General features: G+C 49.6%; 2 protein-coding genes. Both read right to left on the reverse strand.

The window, feature by feature from the left end; genetic code table 11:
• On the reverse strand, positions 1-499 hold a 499-nt coding region (locus tag ABHN01_RS25840), incomplete at its 3' end, for an FAD-dependent oxidoreductase (protein ID WP_429877920.1).
• Between the two features lie 16 nt (positions 500-515).
• On the reverse strand, positions 516-1,533 hold a 1,018-nt coding region (locus ABHN01_RS25845), incomplete at its 5' end, for a dihydrolipoamide acetyltransferase family protein (RefSeq protein WP_429877921.1).

Below are 1,533 nucleotides of genomic sequence, written 5' to 3' on the forward strand. Positions count from 1 at the left end.
CCATCGCCTGGCCGCTGTGAAGCACCCATTCCCCATCAAACCGCGCAAAAGGAAGCTCCGCTGGCTCCGCCCCTGCGGCTATGATGCAAGATTCAAAGTCTATGAATCGTTCAGAGCCGCTGTTTTCATCGATCCGGAGCGTGTTCGCTGTTAGAAACCTGGCATTTCCATGAATCACGGTCACCTGGTTCTTTTTCATCAAATATTGAATGCCCGAAACTAGTTGATCTTTAATCGAGTTCTTGCGCTGCTGTACCTTCTCCCAGTTAATCACAGGTTCTGCAGAGGAAACTGAAACGCCAAATTCTTCTGCATGCTGAATTTTCCCAAGTACTTCCGCGCTTTCCAGGAGTGTTTTTGTTGGCATGCAGCCTTTATTTAAGCAGGTACCTCCCAGGGCTGCTTGATCGATCAGAATAACCTCTTTCCCCTGCTGTGCTGCGGTGATTGCAGCAACGTACCCGGCAGGACCGCCTCCGATCACTGCGATTGTTTCCATCAAGTCCACCTTCTTTCTATACAAGAATTGCAAACGGCTCTTCCAAATACTGCTTAATTGTCTTTAAAAAAGCGGCAGCAGGCGCTCCATCCACAATTCGGTGATCAAAAGTTAGGCTCAGCGGCAGAATGGTGCGGCGTTCAAGCTGTTCTCCTTTATACACTGGCTGGTCTTCCGTAGCTCCAATGCCTAGAATCCCGCTTTCCGGAGGGTTCAGGATTGGGGTAAAATGCTCTACTCCATACGCTCCAAGGTTGGTTACCGTAAAGGTTGAACCTTTCATCTCTTCATTGCTGAGCTCCCCTTCTCTTGCTCGGTCTGCCACCATCCGGATGGCTGCGGACAATTGCGACAGAGAAAGTGACTCCGCATGTTTAATCACCGGAACAACGAGACCATTTTCAAGTGCTACCGCCATGCCAAGATGGACGTTTTCAATTTCGCGGATGGAATTTTCCAGTAAAGTGCTATTCATCACCGGGTGTTCTTGCAACGATAATACAACCGCCCGGGCAATAAAATCAGTCAACGTGAGTTTCGCTCTAATCCTGCGTTGCACAGATTGAGCGCTTTGAGCCTGGAGCGTTTTCAATTCGGTAATATCCGCCTTCATGTTGATGGTCAGCTGGGCAGTATTCAGAAGACTTCTGTGCATCCGTTCGGCAATGACCTTGCGCATACCCGACAATGGCCTTGAAGGCTGTTCCGTCAAAGCTGGCGATTCGTATTGTGTAAGAACAGCCGGCTCTTGGCGGGAAATTTGAGATTTTGTCTCCAGTGCCTTTTGCACATCTTCTTTTGTAATCCTTCCTCCCGGCCCTGTTCCCGTCAGGTTTTGGATGTCCAGATTGGCCTGGGCAGCCATTTTTCTGGCAACAGGCGAAATTCTGACCTTATCAACGGCAGCGGGTAACGTGGCAGGAGAATCTATCTTTTCTTGCCGCTTTATCTCCGGGTTTTGCCTCTTTGGCTCTGCGGAGATACTGGCTGCTGCCTCTTCCCTGGCCTCTTTTTTTACGATCGTTTCATTCGGC

The sequence above is a fragment of the Fictibacillus sp. NRS-1165 genome (assembly GCF_050468105.1).
GTDB classification, from domain to species: Bacteria; Bacillota; Bacilli; order Bacillales; family Fictibacillaceae; genus Fictibacillus_C; species Fictibacillus_C terrinigri.